The organism is Vibrio sp. YT-17 (assembly GCF_033337375.1).
Lineage (GTDB): Bacteria > Pseudomonadota > Gammaproteobacteria > Enterobacterales > Vibrionaceae > Vibrio > Vibrio alginolyticus.
Window position 1 is genome coordinate 72,061 of record NZ_JAWOQP010000010.1, and the last position, 20,325, is coordinate 92,385.

Sequence of the window (20,325 nt, forward strand, 5' to 3'; positions counted from 1 at the left end):
TTGAACATGAATTTAGTAAAAAATGCCTTAAAAGTATCAGTACTTTCTGTCTCGCTTATTATGAGTCATGCGGTGTTGGCGGATGAAGCAAAAGGACTAGAAATTGCCCAAGAGCGCAAAGCCCGTGATGAAGGGTGGGGGGATTCTGTTGCTACGATGCAAATGATTCTGCGAAACGCGCAAGGAGAAAGCAGCACACGTTTAATGCGCTTACAATCACTCGAAGTTGATGGCGATGGTGACAAAGGGCTCACGATATTTGATGAACCGAGAGATGTAAAAGGCACGGCGTTTCTCAATCATTCTCATACGGTGGGTGCCGATGACCAATGGCTTTACCTTCCTGCACTGAAACGTGTGAAACGTATTTCCTCGCGTAATAAATCAGGTCCTTTTATGGGCAGTGAATTCGCGTATGAGGATCTCAGTTCCTTTGAGATTGAAAAATACCGTTTCAACTACCTAAAAGATGACAGCATAAACGGGCAAGATGTTTTCGTCGTAGAGCAAATTCCGACCGATAAGAACTCAGGTTATACCAAGCAAACGGTGTGGTTAGATAAAGCGCATTATCGTCCACTTAAAGTTGAGTTTTACGACCGCAAAGGCTCTTTGTTAAAAACGCTTTCTTTTTCCGATTACAAGCAATATCTCAACCAATATTGGCGCGCGCACACTATGGCGATGACAAACCATCAAACAGGAAAAAGTACAGAGCTAACGACTAGCGAAATGCGTTTTAACACTGGATTACAAGACAATGACTTTCATAAGAATGTGTTGAAGCGAGTGAGATAGTGGAGGAAAAATGAAGCGATTAAATGCTGGGTTGTTGCTTAGTGCAGCAGCCTTTTTTTACTCAATGCCTCTGACTGCCGTCGAGCTCGCAGGACAAGTCAATATTGAGCATCGTCAGTTTTTTAAAACGGGCTCTCAGGGTCAGAGCAAAGCGCAAACGTCATTGGTTTTGCAGCCAGAATTTTACTGGGAGATGCAAAATGGTGATGCAAACTTTACTTTCACACCTTTCTATCGTCTGGATGGTCTAGACGATGAGCGAAGTCATGGTGACATACGAGAGGCACTTTATCTGACTTATTGGGATGATTATGAGCTTCGAGTTGGGATTAGTAAGGTCTTTTGGGGAGTGACTGAATCAGCCCATTTAGTTGATGTAGTAAACCAAACAGATGCCATTGAAGCCGTCGATGGTGAAGATAAACTCGGTCAGCCGATGTTACATTTTACCTCTTTCAAAGACTGGGGCACCGTCCACGCAATGTTGTTACCTTACTTTAGGGAACGAACGTTTGCGGGTACAGATGGCCGCTTGCGAACCGAACCCGTTGTCTCTGATGATGCTATCTATGAATCAAGCAGAGAAGAGAAGCACGTAGATGTGGCTTTTCGATATTCGAAAATGCTTGGCGATTGGGACGTAGGCCTAAGCTATTTATATGGAACAAACCGGGATCCTTACTTTCGTTTAGAGTACGGAGAATTAAAGCCTTACTACGCTCTGATGAGTCATGTCGGTCTGGATGTGCAAGGAATTGTTGGCGATTGGTTATGGAAACTAGAAAGTGTTTATCGAGATAGCGCTGATAATCATGTCGGTCTTGTAACGGGTTTTGAGTATACCTTCGTCGGTGCATTTGACACGGTTTGGGATGTGGGAGTTATTGGTGAGTACCTCTATGACAGTCGTGGGAACAACGCACAAACTATCGGTCAAAATGATGTGTTTGCAGGTATTCGTTGGGCGCTCAATGATGAGGACGGAACGGAAGTATTGACGGGAATTACGAAGGATTTAGATAACGATGATGTTTACAATGCTAAGTTAGAAGCATCGAGCCGAATATCGAATCACGTTAAGTGGCAAATTGATGCTTGGTTGTTTAAAAATGAAACACCAAATGATTTGCTCTACTTCGCTAGAGATGACGATTTTATCGAGCTATCTATTCAATACTATTTCTAAAACAAAAGGGCGCAACTAAACGGCAGATTAACTAAAGATGACATTTTTGACGTTTTTGTGCTCTTTTTATTCAATAACCTCTTCTTTTCGTAATTCAATTTGGCATTGGTGCCCGGTTTGGCTACTATGTACAGCTATCAAAAAACCAATCACTCCCTTATGGACACTACCTACAGGTAGATGAGGAAACGATGCAACATCTAGAAGAGATCATTGCTAGCGCGAGCACTGCAATTGAAGCTGCCGAATCGCTAGTCGCACTTGATGAAGTGCGTGTTCAGTATCTGGGTAAAAAAGGTGAGCTAACTGCTCAACTTCAAAGCCTAGGCAAACTACCACCAGAAGAACGCCGTGAAGCTGGTCAAGAGATCAACAAAGCGAAAGGCGTCGTTCAGCAAGCTATCGCAGCTCGTAAAGATGCACTACAACGTGCTGAGCTTGAAGCGAAACTAGCAGCAGAAACAATCGACGTAACACTACCAGGTCGTCGTATTGAAAACGGTGGTTTACACCCAGTAACTCGTACTGTAGAGCGTATTGAGAAGTTCTTTGGCGAACTTGGTTTTAACACCGAGGCAGGCCCAGAGATCGAAGATGCATTCCACAACTTCGATGCGCTAAACATCGCAGCTGATCACCCAGCGCGTACTGACCACGATACTTTCTTCTTCAACCCAGACTTGATGCTTCGTACTCATACGTCAGGCGTACAGATCCGTACGATGGAAAATGGTAAACCACCATTCCGTTTCATCGCACCAGGCCGTGTATACCGTAACGACTACGACCAAACGCACACGCCAATGTTCCACCAAGTGGAAGGCATGCTGGTTGATGAGAACGTAAACTTTGCTCAGCTGAAAGGCATCCTGCACGATTTCCTATGTAACTTCTTCGAAGAAGAAGTAGAAGTACGTTTCCGTCCATCTTACTTCCCATTCACTGAGCCTTCAGCTGAAGTAGACGTGAAAGGCAAAAACGGTAAATGGTTAGAAGTACTAGGCTGCGGTATGGTTCACCCGAACGTGCTACGTAGCGTAGGTATCGATCCTGAAAAATACTCTGGTTTCGCATTCGGTATGGGTGTTGAGCGTCTAACAATGCTTCGTTACGGCGTGAACGACCTACGTGCGTTCTTCGAGAACGATCTTCGTTTCCTAAAACAGTTCAAGTAATCCAGAGGGTTCATCAACATGAAATTCAGCGAATCATGGCTTCGTGAGTGGGTAAACCCTGCGGTTACTACTGACGAGCTAACTCACCAAATTACAATGGCCGGCCTAGAGGTAGACGAGGTTCTTCCTGTTGCTGGTTCTTTTACTGGCGTTAAAGTCGGTCACGTTGTTGAATGTGGCCAACACCCAGATGCAGACAAACTGCGCGTAACTAAAGTTGACGTGGGTGAAGAAGAGCTTCTAGACATTGTTTGTGGCGCACCTAACTGTCGCCAAGGTCTGAAAGTAGCAGTCGCAACAGTTGGTGCTGTTCTTCCAGGTGATTTCAAAATCAAAAAAGCGAAACTACGTGGCCAGCCATCTCACGGCATGCTTTGTTCATTCACTGAACTAGGTATCGACGTTGAGTCAGACGGTATCATGGAACTAGCAGAAGACGCAGTAGTCGGTACCGATTTCCGTGAATTCCTAGGTCTAGACGACGTAACAGTAGACGTAGACCTAACGGCAAACCGCGCTGACTGTTTCAGCATTCGTGGTCTAGCTCGTGAAGTTGGCGTACTAAACCGTGCTGACGTGACAGAGCCATTAGTAGAAGCAGTTGCCCCTTCAATCGACGATAAAGTGTCTATCGAAGTGAAAGCTCCTGCTGCGTGTCCTCGTTACCTAGGTCGTGTTATTAAGAACGTAAACGTTCAAGCTGAAACACCACTATGGATGCAAGAGAAACTGCGTCGTTGTGGTATTCGCTCTATCGACCCTGTAGTAGACATCACTAACTACGTTCTTCTAGAGCAAGGCCAACCAATGCACGCATTCGATCTAGCGAAGATCGAAGATGGCATCGTAGTTCGTATGGCTGAGCAAGGTGAGAAGCTAACGCTTCTTGACGGCAACGAAGCAGAACTAAACGCAGATACACTGGTAGTTGCTGACCACAACAAAGCACTTGCAATCGCAGGTATCTTTGGTGGTGAAGAGTCTGGTGTAACAACTGAGACTAAAGACGTTCTACTAGAGTGTGCATTCTTTGCACCTGACCACATCCGTGGCCGCGCACGTAGCTACGGTCTTCACACTGATTCTTCAATGCGTTTCGAGCGTGGTGTGGATTACGCACTACAAGTGAGCGCAATGGAGCGTGCAACACAGCTTCTTGTTGAAATTTGTGGTGGTGAAGTAGCACCTGTTGTAGCTGTAGAATCTGAAGCAGACCTACCTAAGCCAAACAAAGTTGCACTACGTCGCACGAAACTAGACAACCTACTAGGTCACCACATCGCTGATGCTGATGTAGTAGAAATCCTAGAGCGCCTAGGTTTGACTGTTGAAGCTTCAGAAGAAGGTTGGGTGGCAGTAGCGCCAACATGGCGTTTCGATATCGCTATCGAGCAAGATCTGATTGAAGAAGTTGGCCGTATCTACGGTTACGACAACATTCCTAACCAAAACCCAGCAGCAGCACTTAAGATGCACAACCACGTTGAAGCGGATCTTCCACTGAAACGCGTTCGTGATCTTCTTGTTGACCGTGGTTACCACGAAGCAATCACATACAGCTTCGTTGAGCCTGAGCAGCAAAAGCTAGTTGTACCTGGTGTTGAGCCTCTAGTACTTCCAAACCCAATTTCTGCAGACATGTCAGCAATGCGTCTTGGTCTTATCCAAGGTCTGCTGAACACGGTTGTTCACAACCAGAAGCGTCAACAGCCACGCGTTCGTCTATTCGAATACGGCCTACGTTTCATCCCATGTGAATCTGCAGAAAACGGCATGCGCCAAGAGCCTATGCTAGCGGGTGTTATCGCTGGTACTCGCGGTGAAGAACATTGGGATATCGAAACTAACACGGTTGATTTCTTCGACCTTAAAGGCGATCTAGAAGCGATTCTAGAGCTATCTGCGAACGAAAAAGCGTACTCTTTCGCTGCACTGTCACCTGAAAGCAAAAAAGCTAACCCAGCACTTCACCCAGGTCAATCTGCGGCAATCATCGTAGATGGCAAAGAAGTGGGCGTGATCGGTACAGTTCACCCTGAGCTTGAGCGTAAGTTCGGTCTAAACGGTCGTACTATCGTATTCGAAATCGAATGGTCTGCAATCAACAGCAAAGTGATCCCAGAAGCGGTAGCGCTTTCTAAGTTCCCTTCAAACCGTCGTGATATCGCGGTAGTAGTGGATGAAGCTGTTGCATCTGGTGACATCGTTAACGCTTGTCTAGAGCAAGGTGGCGAGTTCCTTAAAGATGCAAAACTGTTCGACGTTTACGTAGGTAAAGGCGTTGAAGAAGGTAAGAAGAGCCTAGCAATCGCTCTGACTCTACAGTCACTTGAGCGTACGCTTGAAGATGCAGATATCGCTGGTGCGGTTGACGCTATCGTTGCTCACGTTTCTGAGAAGTTTGGTGCGTCTCTACGTGACTAATCTCGCGTAACGTATCTTCTTAAGAAATGAAAACCCTGCCAGTTTGGCAGGGTTTTTTTTATTTTTAGGATTACCTTATCGTTGTTCAAGTTCCTTACTGCTCGCACCACCCCTCATTATTTTAAAATACTAGACCAAACTAGGGATGGCCCTTACCCGAGATTAGGAACGTATTGTTTTTCAGCTAATACACGCTAACGATAGCTTATTGGCGGTTAGGCAGCGAGTGAGAGGGTACAGCTAAGCAGAAGAGGCAGCGTAAGAATGCTGAAAAAGTTGCCAAATAGTACCATTGACGCCACCTTCATGGGTTCTATATTCAGTCTTTCCGCAAATAGGTAATTCATGACGGCTGGCGGCAGCATTGTGAAGAGCACCATCATTTGCAATTGCATCGTTGGAAGGGGAATTAACCAATAAATAAGTGCAAAAGCGACAGCACCAGTTGCCAGTGACTGCACGGTACACAACACACCAATCTTTAAACCGTCCAACCGTAAATGACACATTTGTGCCCCCAGAGATAAAAGCATCACGGGTACGGCCGCTTGCCCAAGTAGAGCAGTGGCTTCGTATAAAGGCGCCCATGCACCCACATTTGACACGTTGAGAAACAGAGCCAGAGACGCTGCTAAAAAGATTGGCATCTTGACTATTTGCTTAAAAGGGTTGCCATGACTAAGCAGCATTACGCCTAAGCTGATATGCAAGCATGCTGACACGACAAGTAAAAGCACTGCTGACGACAGCGCAATTTCTCCAAACGTATAGGTAAACAAAGGAATAGCTAGATTTCCGCTATTGCGAAACATATGTGGTGGCGCCCAGGTTTTAAACGAGAGTGACGTCCATCGACATACCGGGATCATGAGTAGTGCGGGAATTAAAACCGCGACAATTGCCGCCAAAAGAAGCGGCCCCTGATTTGAATCGAGCGGCATGCTAACGAGTGACGAAAATACCAGTGCTGGCGTGAATACCTCAATATTAATGCGGTTTATTGGGCGAAAGTCAGGCTTGATGTAACGACCGACCAAATAGCCAACTCCGACAAGAGCAAAAACAGGGAAAAGAATATTTATGATTTGATTAATCATGGTCGCCTAGAAGCAGTGTAAGAAGCTAATGAGGAAATACACGAACTTCCACATTATCAATCTTTATATATGGCGTCATCGTTAAACAGCGAGAAGCGTGGGTTTAATCAAGCTTTCTAAGCACAGTTGCAAAGTACAGGTGGTCATACCTTTTAATCTAATTGTTACGTATCGAGTTACATACAAATCACTGAATTTACGACAAGTTCTATGTCAAGTGTCTGTTAAATAACCAATATCTGATATTTTTATTAAATAGTGTTTAATGTTGATATTTAAACTACTTTTGGTTTTATAATCTGGATGTTTTTCCTGATAAAGATGAAACAAAAACAAAAATATCAAATTTCTGGCGTTTAACAATAATTTACGTAGTGCTATTCCTTTTGTTCGCCAAGAAAAAAGTTGGCGAAAATCATAAGCTTGTCATACACTTCCTGATGTAACCCCGATATGTTGTTGAATTGGTAGGGTAAAACTGCTCTGGCGCTACACTAACGTAGCATTGTTTAACATAGCTTTGAGGAAAGTTTTATGGCGCTCACAAAAGCCGAACTGGCAGAAAACCTGTTTGATAAATTAGGATTTAGTAAGCGGGACGCCAAGGAAACGGTGGAAGTGTTCTTTGAAGAGATTCGTAAGGCACTGGAAAGTGGCGAACAGGTAAAACTGTCAGGTTTTGGTAACTTTGATCTTCGTGACAAGAATGAACGACCTGGTCGTAACCCGAAAACTGGTGAAGATATTCCAATTACTGCTCGACGTGTAGTGACTTTTCGCCCGGGTCAGAAGTTAAAAGCTCGTGTAGAAAACCTGAAGAAAGTACAGTAAGCCGAATAAATGGATCACGCTAAGGCGTGGTCTTTTTTTGCGTAAAATTCGTGTGCATACAAATGAAAACCACCGCAATGCGGTGGTTTTTCTGTTTATGAGAGACGCCTAATGATATCGGTTACGCCGCTTCTAGATGCGTTGTTAAGTATGGTTGCCATGCTTGTTGGTACAAGTTCTTAGACTGTGTACGCATGTTGCGAATAGAGGCAAGCTCTATTTCGCTTAGCTCACGTTTTTCCAACATCGCTTGACGTTCTAGTTTCTGGATTTTTTCGTATAGGTCGTGTTCGGGACCGCTTTTTACATCTGCGATTGCTTTCAAGTGCAGTTGAACTTCGGCTACTAGGTTTGTTTTTGGTAAACGAACGAGCAAGTTCAAGTCTCTATATCCTGAAGGGCCAGGTTTTTTGAATCGATTTTTTACTTTCACAATCGTTGTTTCACGCTCTAACGTTTCATAAATGGAGACTAAGCTCGCGACGTCTTCAGCTACAATCGTTGCACGTGCTAGGTCAGTAATACGTTCAACTTTCCCATCTAACTCTAAAGCTATCTTTTCTTCTGCTCGTTGTTTGGATTTCACGCCTGCGAAGTATGGCTGAGCGTCATTAAGAAGTGCGGTACTCTTACAGATAGTTTCAAGTTCAAATTGTGCTTGGTGAGCTTTGCTGTAAAGAATGTCGAAGTCAGAATATGGCTGAGTTGGTGTGGTGTCGATTGACTGAATGCCATATAAACCGCTAAGGCTGTGTTTAAAAAGTTTCGAACAAACTTCGTTTTGGCTGGTTGAACGATTTTGTTCGCCATTAGGCGCAGGGGTAATTGGAAGTGCGGCAAATGCCGGTGCACGGCTAAGTACCAAAAGCATCAATGCTGTAGTACGAAGAAATAAGCTCATTCACTCTCCTTAACTTGCTTGTACTTAGAAAAACTTAGAAAATAGGGAACATAAAGGTCGCTAAGTTCGGCAAATCAGGTACTAACTTATAAATGGGGCCATTACGAAAGATTCCAAGGTTTCAGTTTTATCTTGAAGTAGAATCGTGCGTTAGATCACCATTTCTCTTTTCTTTATTCTGATTATCAGATAAAGGCGCGTCTCCTATGAGACCGATTACATCCTATCACCGCAGTATTAACCAAAGATGAACGGCATAGACAAATTGAAAAAAAACGTTAGTCTTACCTCTCAAAATGAAAACAGCCGACAAGTAGAAAGTAAAATGAGAGACCAAGAATTTTGGCATAACAAATGGGCCAGCAATCAGATCGGATTTCACTTGGAAGATGTAAACCCGCTATTACCAGTATATTGGAAACACACTAATCCAAAGCGTGAAGATAAAGTGTTAGTTCCTTTATGTGGAAAGTCAGAAGACTTGATTTGGCTAGCGATGAAGCATGATTCGGTTGAAGGTGTTGAGCTAAGCCATATTGCTGTGCGTGCCTTTTTTGCTGAACATTTTTACACGCCAACGGTAACGCCTCTTAATGGCATGCACGAGCTTTATCAATTTGATGAGCTCTCTATTTATACTGGGGACTTTTTCACTGCACCAGTATCTCAAGCCGATATCATTTATGATCGCGCCGCGTTGGTTGCTTTACCGCAAGATATGCGAGAGGAGTATGTAGAGCGTCTCAAGCAACTTTTGAACCCAGGCGGTCGTATTTTGCTTGTTACACTCAACTATCCTCAAGAAGAGATGGCGGGGCCTCCATTTAGCGTGCCGGTCGAAGAGATTGAGCAGTTATTTTCAGGTTACAAAGTTACTTGTTTGAACGTAGATGAAGCTGACGAGAATCATCCTAAAATTGCGAAAAAAGGCTTAAGTCGCTTCTCTGAAGAAGTGTACTTAATCGAGAGTGAATAGGCTCTCTTCGGTTTGGAACACGAAATAGCGCAGCAATTTGAGCTGCGCTATTTTTGTATGAGTGGTTCGTATTTAATAAATGATATTCACTTTTGAAGCACTTTCAACAGCATCTTGAACGGCTTCTTCGGTGGTTTTTCGTCGCGTAAGGACAACACCTAAACGGCGGCGACCATCGATTTCTGGCTTACCGAATAGACGAACTTGTGTTTGAGGTTGAGCTAAAGCTTTGCTTAGGTTTTCAAAGCGAATGTTTGTGGAAGTCCCTTGTCCAAGAATAACAGCAGACGCAGATGGGCCATATTGCACAATATTATTAATTGGCATTCCGGTAAACGCGCGCACGTGGAGAGCAAACTCAGACATTTCCTGCGAAATCATTGTAACCATACCCGTATCGTGAGGGCGAGGAGAGACCTCATTGAAAATGACTTTATCGCCTTTGACAAACAGCTCTACACCAAAGATGCCGTAGCCACCGAGCGCGTTTACCACTTTCTCAGTCGTGTATTCAGCTGCTTTTACTGCGTTTTCTGACATAGTTTGCGGTTGCCATGATTCGCGGTAGTCGCCATCTTCCTGACGATGACCAATTGGAGCACAGAAATGCACACCGTCAACGGCTCTGATGGTCAATAAAGTGATTTCGTAATCGAAGTCGATAAAACCTTCCACGATAACGCGACCTGCACCCGTACGCCCGCCTTCCTGAGCGTAATCCCATGCTTTTGTAACGTCGTCTTCGGTCTTGATAACACTTTGCCCTTTACCTGAAGAGCTCATCACAGGCTTCACCACGCACGGAATACCCACATGCTCAACCGCGGCTTTGAAGTCTTCAAAGTTATCTGCAAAACGATAAGGTGAAGTCGTCAATTCCAGTTCTTCTGCTGCCAAACGTCGGATACCTTCACGATTCATTGTTAGCCTGGTTGCCTTAGCGGTTGGAACAACATTCAGTCCTTTTTCTTCAAGCTCTACCAGTTTGCCGGTTGCGATGGCTTCAATTTCTGGTACGACGTAAGTAGGTTGTTCCTTCGTAATAACTTCTTCTAAGGCGTTCCCATCTAACATGTCGATAACATAACTACGGTGAGCGACTTGCATCGCTGGAGCATTGGCATAGCGATCACAAGCAATCACTTCTAAACCAAGTCTCTGGCATTCAATGGCGACTTCTTTACCGAGTTCGCCAGAGCCTAAAAGTAATACACGGGTAGCATTTGCGCTAGTTGCAGTGCCAAACATAGTGTTCCCTTACAAAATAGAGTGATGAGACAGAAATTGCAGGAGATCATACTGAAGTTTTATGACAAAGCAAACGTTTGCTTTTGGTTTTTAGGTAATAAAAAAGCTCTACATGTTGTAGAGCTTTTTGTTGAATTTGTCGTTTATACGTTGACAAAACTAAGCGGAATATCTGGATTCAACGCTTCCAACGTTGATTGCGTATCGGCTAAGTGACTGATCTTACCTTCAGAGTTTTCTACCAATGCAGCGGCTTTGATGCTGTCAAAGGTTTCACCCGCAAGTAAAACTTGGATTAGCGCAACTTGTAGCGGTGGCAAGCTAGGATTAAACGCTGCATTTTCTGCATAAGCGCCTTGGAATACACGGCCGCTAGTCATCTCTAATGCTAAACCACTCAAGTTGTTGGTGTATGGAGAGTGGCTCATGTTCATCGCTTCAACTGCACTTTGGATGAGTGCGTCTTCATCATCACATGAGAATTGGTGTTTAACTTCTGCCATTAAGCCGGACTCGATACCGAGATCGTTTGGTCCAAAGGCTTCAGGCAGGTATTCATGAAGTGACTTTTCTTCACGTTCTGGGAGCTGGATTTTAAGCTCGTTTGCGGTAGATAACTCATTCATGAACTGGCGGCAGTGACCACATGGGCTGAAGTTGATAGTGATATCCTTAACACCACGTTCGCCTTTCATCCAAGCATGGCTAATCGCAGACTGCTCTGCGTGAACCGTTTGACCCAACTGTACACCAAAGAATTCCATGTTGGCACCGAAGTAAAGGCGACCTGAAAGACCACGAACGATAGCGCCGACATAAAAGTCAGAAAGGGGAGCATAGGAGTACGCTGCGGCAAAAGGAAGTAGCGCAACACGAAGCTCTTTGTCTGATAGACCGGTAGCTGAAAGCAACTGCTCAAATTGTTGAACTGAAAGCGTAGCATCAAAATCATCAGCTTGGATGATAGGAGCAAGTTGTTTGGAAAGTGCTTCTGGAGCGCCTGCTAGCGCCTGTTCAATGCGACTTTTCATGTTGAATCCTTGTTATTGCATGGACAGTTATTCTATGTGAAAGATAGAAATGTTCCGTGCGTTAGATCACGATAAATAATGCAATTGATAATTCTGTTACATAATTAGAGTGAGCTCACACATGTATTCGATTGCACAGGTGTGAAGCGTTATCTCCGTCTCACAATTAACCATATCAGTATATATTCATATGACCAAGGAGCAGGAGTATGTTACCAACGCGACTTTTACCGCTATGCTACTTTATACTTACGTAATCTAGAGCGAGTGGTAGCAGCTAGAATGCTAATGCTATGAATGTATATCTCAGTCAAGTCCCTTCACGATATTACTGGGTGAGTTTGATAGATAAGATAGGGTTTTGAAAAGGGATAAGTAAGAAACGGAAAGGCTACGGCCTGCCGGAAGGAGGGCAGACCGAGAGCGCTTAACTATTGATATAGCCAGACCGCCAAAGCAAAAAAACTTGGAGCCAAAATAGAAGTTATGATCCCACATAAAACCAATGCGAGTGATGAGAACGCGGCATCTATGGGCTGTTTCTCTGCACAAGTAGCGGTGCCTAAGGCATGAGAGACTGTACCCATTGTCAGACCACGTGCAATCGGGTGTTTAATTCCAATCAAATTGTAAATTGGGTATGCCAAAATTGCGCCCAATAAACCGACAATCAGAACCAAGATCGCTGCAACGGCGGCTTCACCACCAAGGTGACTCGATATTTCCATCGCTATTGGTGTCGTGACGGATTTACCCACTAGACTCGCGATTAAACTGATATCCGCTTTGAAAGCGACTGCGATCAAGGTGGTTGTCATCATCGACATCACACTGCCTACTGTGCAAGCGAAAGTGATGATTCGCCAGTTTGCTTTAATTTGCGGTAGTTGTTCATATAGTGGATAAGCCAGAGCAACTACAGCAGGTTGAAGCAAAAAGCTAATTCCTTCGTTATCCGCATAATACTTTTCAAATGGCACATTTAAGTAAGTAAGCAAAGGAATGAGCACTGCGATACTGATCAGCAAAGGGTTTGCTAGAGGATTGTTCACTTTGATTGCGATTTGGCGAGCGATAAGAAAAACCGCAATGGTAACAACTAACCACATATCAGTGTTTCTCCTGTAGCAAGTAATCCAGCAGCCAAGCGAGGCTGACCAATACAATGAGTGAACCGCCAACCGCGCTAGCGATGATAGGGAGCGCATTGGCGAGTAGTAAATCGAAATGCTGCATTAATCCGACGCTGATAGGAACGAACAATAAGATCATATAGCGTATAAATAGCGTGGCGCCCGGTTTGACCCAGTCGACTTTTACAAGCCCAAGAGTCATGGAGAAAAACAGTACGAGCATACCGATGACACTTCCTGGAACGGAAACGCCAGTGAACTTTTGAATGGTAATTCCGATGCCAAGTGCTCCCATGATGAGGAAGATTGAAATGAGCAGTTGGATCAGTTGTAAGAATCGTTCTTTAATCATTTTGACAGTATATAAACAACAAGCACACCATAAGGTGCGCTTGTATTAGGAGGAGTTAGGAAGCTAAGCTCTCTACATAACGGTACACGGATTTTAATATCGCAATCTTCTTTTCGTCACTTTCATGTTCGTGAACTAAGTTTTCTAAATTCAGCATGTACTCTTCAATTTGGCTTTCAAACACTTCTCGACAGTGTAGTGCCCAGCGTCTTTGTTCTTGCTCGTCTAATGTGCCTGGGAAGTTACGCGCACGATAGCGGAACAATAGAGGTTTAATGCGCTTGTCATCAAATTCAATGTCTAATGCAGCAAGATTATTCGGATCGGTTTCGCGAATGATATCCATAGCTGCGCGATCGGCTGGAGAAAAGAACCCGTCGTAAAGTTGTGTATCGACGTCATCACTTTTATCGAATTTGCGCTCGACTGAAAAGAGGCTAATCAGCTTTTCTCTAATTTCAGGATGTTGGCGCAACAAAGCGAGATTGGCGAGACATTGTTGGCGATCAATGCCAATAGACTCTGCATTTTCAGCCGTTAACGTTTTTGCAGGGGCGAGAATAGGGCATTTGTTCAAATGAACTAGTTTAACTGGCACTGGTAGCAATTCACCAAGATCTTCGCGCTTCGTGTAGAGTCTTTCGTGCAGCTCTTCTGCGGATAGCTCAAGAATAGGTTGAGGGTCTTTCGCTAAATCGATGGTGATAACGGCGTTATTATTGGTTGGATGCCAAGCAACAGGCACAATCCAGCTAGTGTACTGGCATTCGCGCCCTAGCATGCCTGAAACGTGCATCAACGGTGTCATGTTGACGATGTCGACTAAATCATTGAGCTTGCGCTTTTGGCGCATAGAAAAAAAGTAATCAAACAATTTTGGTTGCGCTGCTTTTACTTTCTTTGCCATTTCGATAGTCGCAACCACATCTGCCATGGCATCGTGCGCGTTACTATGTTCTATGCCGTTAGCCACGGACAAATGTTCTAATTTAAAGCTAGTGAAGCCATCTTCGTTTTCTGGCCATTCTACGCCTTCTGGGCGAAGGGCATGGCACGCGCGTAGTACATCGAGTAAATCCCAACGCGAGTTACCGTTTTGCCAACTCCATGCGTATGGATCGATGAAGTTGCGATAACAAGTATAACGGGTCACTTCGTCATCAAAGCGAATGCTGTTGTAGCCCAAACTGGTGGTATTTGGTCTCGCGAGTTCAGTGTGAATCTTAGCGATAAACTCTGGCTCAGAAAGGCCTTCTTGAACCGTTTTTTGCGGAGTAATACCAGTAATAAGCGCAGCTTCAGGAGACGGAAGATAATCAGCCGGTGGTTGACAGTACATGACTAAAGGCTCGCCGATGATATTAAAGTTTTCATCTGTACGAACACCAGCAAACTGGCTTGGGCGATCTTTCGCGGGGTTGGTTCCCCATGTCTCATAATCAAAGAAGAAAAAAGTGGGCTGATTATCTTGGTGCATTCTGCTTACCGTTTACAAAACCGATGACAGTATTAGACCATTCAACGCCTTGACTAGCAACGAAAGATGCAAGTTGAATTTTTGAAAATGAAAAAAGCCGATGGCGAACCATCGGCTTGATATTTTACGTTTTATCGCTTTGGAAGGAATTTGAGTTCTATGCTCGTGTTTCTTCCAATGTTGCTTCACTTTCTGGTGACTTCAGCACTCGGCTAGCAATTGTACCCGCAGTCATTGAGCCTGAAACGTTTAGTGCGGTACGTGCCATGTCAATCAATGGTTCAATAGAGATAAGCAGCGCCGCGATGGTGACAGGCAAGCCCATTGCAGGAAGAACAATCAAGGCTGCAAACGTCGCACCGCCGCCGACACCTGCAATACCAAATGAGCTGATGGTGATAATCGCAATCAATGACAGGATAAAGTGAAGATCCAGAGGGTTGATGCCCATTGTCGGAGCTACCATCACTGCCAGCATTGCAGGATAGATACCTGCACATCCGTTTTGGCCGATAGTGGCACCAAACGATGCTGATAGGTTTGCTATCGCTGGTGGAACGTTAAGCTTGGTGATTTGCGCTTCTACGTTTAGTGGAATTGTTGCTGCTGAGCTACGAGATGTAAACGCGAAGGTCAGTACAGGCCAGATTTTCTTAAAGTATTCCGCAGGGCTAACGCCGACAAAAGAGACTAATACGCCATGAACAACAAACATCAGTGCGATAGCAACATAAGACGCCACAATAAAGCCAAGTAGGTTTAGGATGTCGCCTGCGCTTGATGTCGCTACCACTTTTGCCATCAGTGCTGCGATGCCGTATGGCGTTAGCGCCATGATCATCTTCACTAATCGCATAACGATTGACTGAGCTGCTTCTACGAAAGTACGAATCGGTGATTCCAACTCTGCTTTTTCCATCATCACTTTACGAGCGGCGATACCAGTTAACACGCCGAAAATCACAACAGCGATAATTGATGTCGAGCGAGCACCTGTTAGATCAGCAAATGGGTTGGTTGGAATGAAGCTAACTAGCATTTGAGGAATAGTTAGGTCACTTACTGTACCGGCACGGCTTTCTAAAACGGCGATACGAGCGGTTTCACGCGCGCCTTCAGTTAAACCTTCTGCTGAAAGGCCAAATGTGGTTGTCACCAAGATACCGATGAGTGCAGCAATTGCAGTCGTTACTAGAAGAACAGAGATGGTCAGGCCAGAAATTTTACCTAAAGAGCCACCTTTCTCCAATTTAACAACTGCAGAGATCATCGATACTAACACCAGTGGCATGATGACCATTTTCAGTAGACCAACGTAGCCACTGCCTACAATGCCTACCCATTCAAGTGTTTGAGCAATTGCGCTGTTGCCTTCACCGTGAATGAGTTGCAAAGCAAGCCCAAAAAGAGAACCGGTAACAAGACCGATCAAAACGAGACGTGAAAGAGTGTGTTTCTTTTGTTGTTGATTAAATAGAAAGAACAATATTCCAACAAAGACGGCTAGAGAGGCTATCACTGCAAAATTCATAATTTGACCTTATCAACCAGCCGAAGTGGCGGTTGTTTTTTATACGGGGTTTTATACGGATTTATTTATGGAGCGTAAGATAACGCTCGTGATATAACTTTAAAAATGACAAACGGGTATTAGCTAGATCTAAAATGAATATAAAAACGAGATCTAAGTCGCGTGAGAGTGTGAATTAGCACGTTAATTGTACAAAATGGTTATTCGTAGTGATGCAGTAAGTCACGCATTTCTTTCCTTTGTAAGTAAACCACCGAGTCTTCTTGATAACTGAAAAGTTGATAAATCATCGCTTTGGCGACATCTTCTGCTCGAATAGGTAAAAAGTTGGACAGTTTGCCAAGCATAAGTGGGCGAATTACCTTAAACAGAGTTTGTACTAACTTCTCGTCCATTCTTGGGTTTTGACGTTGACCAACAAGCGGGCCTGGGCGAACAAATACGATTTCCTCAAAATCCATAGCTTCGATTCGTTGTTCCATTTGTCCTTTACAAGCTAAGTAATGGGATGGCGATTTACTATTTGCACCGAGGCTAGAAACAACCGCAAGGCGTTTGACTCCGATTGTTTTCATTTGTTGGGCGACTTTGCACACCAGATCAACATCTACTCTACGCAAATTATCCTTACTGCCTGCTTGCTTAAGGGTCGTGCCTAAACAGATAAAGCCGATGGTTGGTGTTGGTTGGTTCTCATCCCATTGGTGGATAGAAAGGTCTGCATCAATGAGAGGAATAAGCTTGTTGTCCACATCTAGGACGCCATCGAGTGGGCGGCGAGAAAGATAATATAATGTTCCAACACCTGATTGATTTATGAGGTTTGCAATGACTTTTGAGCCTACTAAGCCAGTTGCACCGGCGATGATTGCGCAGGTGTTGTTATCCATATCTTTTCTCCTATATGGGAACATAGTCTAAGCTATTGTAGCGGATTTCAACGAGTTACTTATAATCTCGTGCAAGAAAGGTGAGACGCTCTGCGAACTCGGCAGACTATCCTGAGATAAACTTGATTAGCGCTGCCCCAATTGGATGCAAGTGTATACAATAGTGGGCGCGCAAAAACTGTCGCTGAACAAGACCTCTTGAACAACAGAACACCTCTCACCCAGATAACATCAAAGGAACGTAAAAAATGGATGACTCTTTTGCTGCGGAGATACAAGCACGCATAGATAACAAAACCAAACCCGTCGGTTCTTTAGGCTTATTGGAAAAGGTGGCACTGCAGTTAGCTCTTATTCAAAGTCAGAATAAACCTCAGCCAGTTGATTCCATCGCTATCTGCAAACCAAGCATGCTGGTATTTGCTGGAGATCACGGCGTTGCAGAGGAGGGTGTGAGCATTGCGCCAAGCGAAGTCACTCAGCAAATGGTGGCTAACTTTCTCGCTGGCGGCGCAGCCATCAACTGTTTTTGCGACATCAATGGCATTCAACTCAAAGTAATAGATTGCGGCATGTTGGCTCCTATTGATGTGCTTGTTCCAGAATTTAAATCCCATCCCAACTTGGTTGAACAACGGTTGGGTAACGGTACGGCTAATTTTTCTAAACAATCCGCGATGTCCCCAGAACAAGTGGCGCTAGGTTTAGAATATGGTGCGAAGATTGCTGAGCAAACCATTTTGCATGGTTCAAACCTCTTGATGTTCGGTGAGATGGGCATCGGTAATACCAGTTCGGCCTCAGCACTGTTATCGGCGCTGAGCTCATTAGATATTGATTATTGTGTTGGCGTTGGCACTGGAATCAATCAACAGCAGTTGAGCCGCAAATATAAATTGGTAGCACAGGGGGTAAACCGATGTCGAGGTCTTGATACTAAAGCGATTCTTGCACAGGTTGGAGGTTTTGAAATCGTACAAATGGTGGGCGCTTTTTTAGAAGCCAAGCGGCTTAAAACTCCAGTTTTAGTGGATGGGTTTATCGTATCGGTAGCGGCTTATATTGCGACGTTGCTAGATGAAGAAACGCGTGAATACATGTTGTTTGCCCATCGCTCTGAAGAAAATGGACATAAATTTGTATTGGAACATCTTAAAGCAGAACCTCTGCTCGACCTTGGTTTACGGCTAGGGGAGGGAACAGGAGCCGCTCTTGCCTTACCCTTGTTAAAAGCTGCCGCTCAGTTTTACAACAAAATGGCGAGCTTCGAGAGTGCAGGAGTTACAGTATAGTGTCAGTCCCTGATAATTCTGAGAAAGTCACGCCGTCATCGTTAAGATACCAGTGGGAGTTATTTCTATTAGCTACCAGTTTTTTTAGCCGCTTACCCGTGCCCCAAGCGTTGCCTTACAGTGAAGAACGCATGAATCAGGCAGGCCGTTACTTTGCGTTAGTTGGTCTCGTGCTTGGAGCACTTTGCGCTTTGGTATTCTCGCTCACCTCAATTTTTTTCCCAGAGTCGGTTGCCATAGTATTAACGATGGTGTTTAGCTTATTGTTAACTGGGGCTTTTCACGAAGACGGCTTGACCGATATGGCGGATGGCATTGGCGGTGGCATGACCGTAGAGCGACGCCTCTCTATTATGAAAGACAGTCGTATTGGCACTTATGGTGCCGCCACTCTCATTATGGCGTTATTGGCTAAGTATGTTTTTTGGAGTGAACTGGCTAACTTGCCGCACTTTTGGTTGGTCATTGTCGTCGCTTACACCGCAAGCCGAGCACTAGCAGCGACGCTTATTTATGACATGCCTTATGTCAGTGACAGTGATACGTCGAAAAGTAAACCGCTAGCAAGTCGCCAGTCTTCTCTAGAAGTCTCCATTTTGTTGTTTACTGGTGGCGTAACATTGCTTGTGCTTGGTTTCGCGGATGCGATCTTGATATCGCTTGTTCTCGTGGTATTTCGTTTGATGTTCAAACGTTGGTTAACCAAGCGAATTGGCGGCTTTACGGGGGATTGCCTTGGCGCAGCGCAGCAGCTATCGGAACTGCTTGTTTATCTCACTATGATTGGGTTGTATCACTCCTCATGAAGCAATTGATACTCGGTGGCGCGCGCTCTGGGAAGTCGCATTTGGCAGAAAAAACAGCTAAGCAATTATCGGTCGCTTCTCAGCGAGCATTACACTATGTTGCAACCGCGCTGCCATTTGACCAAGAAATGCGAGAGCGAATAGCGCATCATCAAAAGCAACGCGGGGGCGAGTGGCAAGAGCATGAATGCCAGCTTCATTTATCTGAGTTACTGACAAATTTCGCTACCACCGATGTTGTATTGGTCGATTGTTTAACCTTGTGGCTCAACAATTGGATATTTGAGTTAGGTGATGAATGTTCCAATGAGAAGCTAGAAGCAGAAATTGAAAAGCTTATACAGGTGGTGCGTGGCTCAGATGCGACGTTAATATTCGTCTCTAACGAGGTTGGAATGGGCATTGTACCTTTGGGGGCGGTTAGTCGTTATTTTGTGGATAATGCAGGACGGATGAATCAAAAACTAGCCAGTGTTTGCCATCGCGTTACCTTTGTTGCTGCTGGTTTGCCGTTGGTTCTTAAAGAGTAGGATGGAACAAAATGAAAACACTCAATATCTATCTTGTGCGTCATGGAAAAGTAGACGCTCCACCAGGACTCCATGGCCAAACAGATGTAAAAGTTACGCCTGCTGATCAAGAGAGTATTGCTCGGGCTTGGGCCGAGAGTGGACGAGGTGTGGGAGGAATAATTTCTTCTCCGCTTTCACGCTGTCAAGAACTGGCAAACATCATTGCTGAACAGCAATTATTACCAGTAATGACGGATGAGTCTTTACAAGAGATGGCATTTGGTGATTTTGATGGTATGCCTTTTGATATGCTCACTGAGCAGTGGAAAAAGCTAGATGCTTTTTGGCAATCGCCAGCACAACATACGTTGCCGAATGCTGAGAGCTTAAGCACATTTTCTGAGCGCATATGTCGCGTTTGGTCTCAAATCATCAACGATATCAATGACAATCTACTTATCGTCACGCATGGTGGCGTCATTCGTATGGTTCTTGCTCATGTATTGGAGTTAGATTGGCGTAACCCAAAGTGGTATTCGACGTTGTCGATAGGAAACGCTTCTGTCACGCATATAACAATTACTATAGATGAGCAAATTTACGCCTCGGTGCGTTCGATTGGCGTACCTCTTTTAACTCGTTAATTTATAAATATTAAAATGCCC

At 44.6% G+C, this 20,325-nt stretch carries 19 protein-coding genes; 10 read left to right on the plus strand and 9 right to left on the minus strand.

The features are described 5' to 3' along the window. The first annotated feature begins 6 nt into the window (after positions 1-6). The 4 genes from R7F67_RS11685 to pheT all read left to right on the plus strand — a co-directional run bounded on the left by R7F67_RS11685 (position 7) and on the right by pheT (position 5,583). Positions 7-798, plus strand: coding sequence for an outer membrane lipoprotein-sorting protein (locus R7F67_RS11685; RefSeq protein ID WP_025766823.1), 792 nt, complete (start codon positions 7-9; stop codon positions 796-798). A 10-nt stretch (positions 799-808) separates the two neighbouring features. Beyond that, a complete protein-coding gene (locus R7F67_RS11690; protein WP_054574059.1) occupies positions 809-1,984 on the plus strand; it encodes a hypothetical protein in 1,176 nt (391 codons plus the stop codon). 191 nt (positions 1,985-2,175) lie between these two features. After that, positions 2,176-3,159 carry a phenylalanine--tRNA ligase subunit alpha gene (gene pheS, locus R7F67_RS11695; protein WP_005385470.1) on the plus strand — a complete coding sequence of 328 codons (984 nt, stop codon included), beginning with the start codon at positions 2,176-2,178 and terminating at the stop codon, positions 3,157-3,159. Positions 3,160-3,177: 18 nt separating this feature from the next. After that, on the plus strand, positions 3,178-5,583 hold the full coding sequence (gene pheT, locus R7F67_RS11700; RefSeq protein WP_262636856.1) for a phenylalanine--tRNA ligase subunit beta: 2,406 nt from the start codon (positions 3,178-3,180) through the stop codon (positions 5,581-5,583). Between the two features lie 215 nt (positions 5,584-5,798). Here pheT and R7F67_RS11705 read toward each other — a convergent pair whose 3' ends face one another. After that, positions 5,799-6,680: an AEC family transporter gene (locus tag R7F67_RS11705; protein WP_262636855.1), complete on the minus strand. Its 882-nt coding sequence runs from the start codon at positions 6,678-6,680 to the stop codon at positions 5,799-5,801. 534 nt (positions 6,681-7,214) lie between these two features. Between R7F67_RS11705 and ihfA the strand changes: the two genes are divergently transcribed. Further along, the gene (gene ihfA, locus R7F67_RS11710; protein ID WP_005377899.1) at positions 7,215-7,511 is read left to right on the plus strand and encodes an integration host factor subunit alpha; all 297 of its coding nucleotides are present in this window, start codon (positions 7,215-7,217) and stop codon (positions 7,509-7,511) included. A 121-nt stretch (positions 7,512-7,632) separates the two neighbouring features. On the opposite strand, the gene R7F67_RS11715 is transcribed toward ihfA, so the two are convergent. Continuing rightward, the gene (locus R7F67_RS11715) at positions 7,633-8,412 is read right to left on the minus strand and encodes a phosphoribosylglycinamide formyltransferase (RefSeq protein WP_005377897.1); all 780 of its coding nucleotides are present in this window, start codon (positions 8,410-8,412) and stop codon (positions 7,633-7,635) included. A gap of 325 nt (positions 8,413-8,737) precedes the next feature. Between R7F67_RS11715 and R7F67_RS11720 the strand changes: the two genes are divergently transcribed. Continuing rightward, a complete protein-coding gene (locus tag R7F67_RS11720; protein ID WP_021707633.1) occupies positions 8,738-9,388 on the plus strand; it encodes a thiopurine S-methyltransferase in 651 nt (216 codons plus the stop codon). 72 nt (positions 9,389-9,460) lie between these two features. Here R7F67_RS11720 and purT read toward each other — a convergent pair whose 3' ends face one another. The 7 genes from purT to R7F67_RS11755 all read right to left on the minus strand — a co-directional run bounded on the left by purT (position 9,461) and on the right by R7F67_RS11755 (position 17,050). Further along, a complete protein-coding gene (gene purT, locus R7F67_RS11725) occupies positions 9,461-10,636 on the minus strand; it encodes a formate-dependent phosphoribosylglycinamide formyltransferase (protein WP_262636854.1) in 1,176 nt (391 codons plus the stop codon). A gap of 143 nt (positions 10,637-10,779) precedes the next feature. Beyond that, the gene (cdd, locus tag R7F67_RS11730; RefSeq protein WP_005377892.1) at positions 10,780-11,667 is read right to left on the minus strand and encodes a cytidine deaminase; all 888 of its coding nucleotides are present in this window, start codon (positions 11,665-11,667) and stop codon (positions 10,780-10,782) included. Between the two features lie 431 nt (positions 11,668-12,098). Beyond that, positions 12,099-12,776 carry an LrgB family protein gene (locus R7F67_RS11735; RefSeq protein WP_171344747.1) on the minus strand — a complete coding sequence of 226 codons (678 nt, stop codon included), beginning with the start codon at positions 12,774-12,776 and terminating at the stop codon, positions 12,099-12,101. Position 12,777: 1 nt separating this feature from the next. After that, positions 12,778-13,152, minus strand: a complete 375-nt coding sequence (locus R7F67_RS11740; protein WP_005377887.1) for a CidA/LrgA family protein — start codon at positions 13,150-13,152, stop codon at positions 12,778-12,780. Between the two features lie 55 nt (positions 13,153-13,207). Beyond that, entirely contained in the window at positions 13,208-14,629 is a 1,422-nt protein-coding gene (gene sbcB / locus R7F67_RS11745; RefSeq protein WP_017820876.1) for an exodeoxyribonuclease I, read from the minus strand. 157 nt (positions 14,630-14,786) lie between these two features. After that, a complete protein-coding gene (locus R7F67_RS11750; protein WP_005377885.1) occupies positions 14,787-16,160 on the minus strand; it encodes an L-cystine transporter in 1,374 nt (457 codons plus the stop codon). 200 nt (positions 16,161-16,360) lie between these two features. After that, positions 16,361-17,050 carry an NAD(P)H-binding protein gene (locus tag R7F67_RS11755; RefSeq protein WP_053350419.1) on the minus strand — a complete coding sequence of 230 codons (690 nt, stop codon included), beginning with the start codon at positions 17,048-17,050 and terminating at the stop codon, positions 16,361-16,363. Positions 17,051-17,298: 248 nt separating this feature from the next. Here R7F67_RS11755 and cobT point away from each other — a divergent pair, with 248 nt between their 5' ends. Genes cobT through cobC form a run of 4 tightly spaced genes read left to right on the plus strand, consistent with a single transcriptional unit; the run spans position 17,299 to position 20,304 of the window. After that, positions 17,299-18,342 carry a nicotinate-nucleotide--dimethylbenzimidazole phosphoribosyltransferase gene (gene cobT / locus R7F67_RS11760; protein ID WP_104979038.1) on the plus strand — a complete coding sequence of 348 codons (1,044 nt, stop codon included), beginning with the start codon at positions 17,299-17,301 and terminating at the stop codon, positions 18,340-18,342. Continuing rightward, positions 18,342-19,148 (plus strand): adenosylcobinamide-GDP ribazoletransferase, encoded by an 807-nt coding sequence (locus R7F67_RS11765; RefSeq protein ID WP_053306937.1) that lies wholly within the window; start codon positions 18,342-18,344, stop codon positions 19,146-19,148. The genes cobT and R7F67_RS11765 overlap by 1 nt, the downstream gene beginning before the upstream one ends. Continuing rightward, positions 19,145-19,678: a bifunctional adenosylcobinamide kinase/adenosylcobinamide-phosphate guanylyltransferase gene (gene cobU, locus R7F67_RS11770; RefSeq protein ID WP_005389806.1), complete on the plus strand. Its 534-nt coding sequence runs from the start codon at positions 19,145-19,147 to the stop codon at positions 19,676-19,678. The genes R7F67_RS11765 and cobU overlap by 4 nt, the downstream gene beginning before the upstream one ends. A gap of 11 nt (positions 19,679-19,689) precedes the next feature. Further along, complete coding sequence (gene cobC, locus R7F67_RS11775; RefSeq protein WP_138939953.1) at positions 19,690-20,304, plus strand: alpha-ribazole phosphatase; 615 nt, start codon at positions 19,690-19,692, stop codon at positions 20,302-20,304. Positions 20,305-20,325 lie beyond the last annotated feature (21 nt).

What these genes read in the sequence shown, in the direction of transcription:
- cobT (WP_104979038.1), top strand. Translation starts at nt 17,299, where the DNA reads ATGGATGACTCTTTTGCTGCGGAGATACAAGCACGCATAGATAACAAA.
- sbcB (WP_017820876.1), bottom strand. Translation starts at nt 14,629, where the DNA reads ATGCACCAAGATAATCAGCCCACTTTTTTCTTCTTTGATTATGAGACA.
- cdd (WP_005377892.1), bottom strand. Translation starts at nt 11,667, where the DNA reads ATGAAAAGTCGCATTGAACAGGCGCTAGCAGGCGCTCCAGAAGCACTT.
- R7F67_RS11740 (WP_005377887.1), bottom strand. Translation starts at nt 13,152, where the DNA reads ATGATTAAAGAACGATTCTTACAACTGATCCAACTGCTCATTTCAATC.
- cobU (WP_005389806.1), top strand. Translation starts at nt 19,145, where the DNA reads ATGAAGCAATTGATACTCGGTGGCGCGCGCTCTGGGAAGTCGCATTTG.
- R7F67_RS11755 (WP_053350419.1), bottom strand. Translation starts at nt 17,050, where the DNA reads ATGGATAACAACACCTGCGCAATCATCGCCGGTGCAACTGGCTTAGTA.
- R7F67_RS11705 (WP_262636855.1), bottom strand. Translation starts at nt 6,680, where the DNA reads ATGATTAATCAAATCATAAATATTCTTTTCCCTGTTTTTGCTCTTGTC.
- R7F67_RS11685 (WP_025766823.1), top strand. Translation starts at nt 7, where the DNA reads ATGAATTTAGTAAAAAATGCCTTAAAAGTATCAGTACTTTCTGTCTCG.
- pheS (WP_005385470.1), top strand. Translation starts at nt 2,176, where the DNA reads ATGCAACATCTAGAAGAGATCATTGCTAGCGCGAGCACTGCAATTGAA.
- R7F67_RS11715 (WP_005377897.1), bottom strand. Translation starts at nt 8,412, where the DNA reads ATGAGCTTATTTCTTCGTACTACAGCATTGATGCTTTTGGTACTTAGC.
- R7F67_RS11750 (WP_005377885.1), bottom strand. Translation starts at nt 16,160, where the DNA reads ATGAATTTTGCAGTGATAGCCTCTCTAGCCGTCTTTGTTGGAATATTG.
- pheT (WP_262636856.1), top strand. Translation starts at nt 3,178, where the DNA reads ATGAAATTCAGCGAATCATGGCTTCGTGAGTGGGTAAACCCTGCGGTT.
- R7F67_RS11720 (WP_021707633.1), top strand. Translation starts at nt 8,738, where the DNA reads ATGAGAGACCAAGAATTTTGGCATAACAAATGGGCCAGCAATCAGATC.
- R7F67_RS11735 (WP_171344747.1), bottom strand. Translation starts at nt 12,776, where the DNA reads ATGTGGTTAGTTGTTACCATTGCGGTTTTTCTTATCGCTCGCCAAATC.
- purT (WP_262636854.1), bottom strand. Translation starts at nt 10,636, where the DNA reads ATGTTTGGCACTGCAACTAGCGCAAATGCTACCCGTGTATTACTTTTA.
- cobC (WP_138939953.1), top strand. Translation starts at nt 19,690, where the DNA reads ATGAAAACACTCAATATCTATCTTGTGCGTCATGGAAAAGTAGACGCT.
- ihfA (WP_005377899.1), top strand. Translation starts at nt 7,215, where the DNA reads ATGGCGCTCACAAAAGCCGAACTGGCAGAAAACCTGTTTGATAAATTA.
- R7F67_RS11690 (WP_054574059.1), top strand. Translation starts at nt 809, where the DNA reads ATGAAGCGATTAAATGCTGGGTTGTTGCTTAGTGCAGCAGCCTTTTTT.